We start from the raw sequence: 1,098 nt of genomic DNA, 5'->3' as shown, positions 1-1,098 counted from the left end.
GGGGGGGGGGGCCCCCGCCTCGACTGGCTGCCCGAACCCGTGGTCGCCGCCACCGGCAGCCACCTGGTGCTGACCACCCGCATCACCCTGGCCCCCGGCGCCGTCCTGCGCCTGCGCGAGGAGCAGGTGCTCGGCCGCCACCACGACCGCGCCCGCGGCGCACCGCCCGGCCGCCTCACCTCCCGGCTGACAGTCCACCAGGCCGGGTACCCGATCCTCGACCAGCAGACCGACCTCGGCCCGGGCGCCCCCGGCTGGGACGGCCCGGCCTCCCTCGGCGGCCACCGCACCCTCGGCCAGCTGCTCACCGTCGGCCTGCCCGCACCCCCGGCGCCCCCGCCCGACGCCGACGCCGCCCTGCTCATGCTCCCCGGAACGGCCGCCACCCTGCTCACGGCCCTCGCCCCGGACGCCCTGGCCCTGCGCCGCCTGCTGACCGCGCCCGCCCGCTGACCGTGCCCGCCCGTCGGTCCCGGCTGTCAGTGGGACGCCCTACGGTCCGGGCCATGGGGATCTACCTGGTGAGCATCGGCGGGTCGGAGTGGTTCGGCGAGGACGAGGAAGGATGGGCGGTGGCCGCCACGGCCGTCAACGCCGAGCTGGTGCGGCGCGGGCGGCCACCGTACGTGGACGTCCCGGAGGAGCCGGCCTTCGTCCGGGGCTCGGGGCAGGCCTTCGAGGAGAAGCTGGTCCCGCCGATGGCCGGGTTCCTGGCGCTGTGCGAGGCGCAGCTGACGCCGGAGCAGACCGAGACGCTCTGCGGCTGGTCGGTGCTGCTGCCGGTCCCCCTGGAGGAGGACTGCTGGGTGCCGCTGGAGGCCGACGACCCGGAGCTGCACCTGGTGGCCGGAGCCCCGCAGGTGCTGGCGCTCGCGGAGCGGCTGGCCGCCGCCGTCGGGCTGCCCGCGGAAGTGCCGCAGATGTGCGACAACCTCGATCTGACGAACTGGTTCCTGGACGGCACGGCCCAGGAGCTCGCCGCCGTCCGCCCGGGCCCGTGGGGCGCCGACCTGGACGCGGCCTTCTACGTCGCGCTCTTCCTGCGCGCGGCCCAGCACTCGATCCGGCGCGGCTGCCCCCTGGTGTACTCGTGACTGC

At 76.9% G+C, this 1,098-nt stretch carries 2 protein-coding genes; both read left to right on the top strand.

Going from position 1 to position 1,098, the window contains the following annotated elements; all coding sequences use genetic code 11:
• Positions 1–453: urease accessory protein UreD (locus tag AA75_RS52985; RefSeq protein ID WP_233289378.1), on the top strand; the 453-nt coding region annotated here is incomplete at its 5' end.
• 53 nt (positions 454–506) lie between these two features.
• Positions 507–1,094, top strand: coding sequence for a hypothetical protein (locus tag AA75_RS38785; protein WP_033825154.1), 588 nt, complete (start codon positions 507–509; stop codon positions 1,092–1,094).
• The last annotated feature ends 4 nt before the right edge of the window (positions 1,095–1,098 follow it).

Origin of the sequence: Kitasatospora sp. MBT63, from assembly GCF_000710465.2 — a bacterium.
In the GTDB taxonomy this organism is placed as follows: Bacteria; Actinomycetota; Actinomycetes; order Streptomycetales; family Streptomycetaceae; genus Kitasatospora.
The sequence above is the reverse complement of the archived record's forward strand: the minus strand, read 5'-3'. Positions and strand labels throughout refer to the sequence as shown.

Bases quoted from the DNA above. Each gene is read 5' to 3' on its own strand.
- AA75_RS38785 (WP_033825154.1), top strand. From the start codon at position 507: ATGGGGATCTACCTGGTGAGCATCGGCGGGTCGGAGTGGTTCGGCGAG.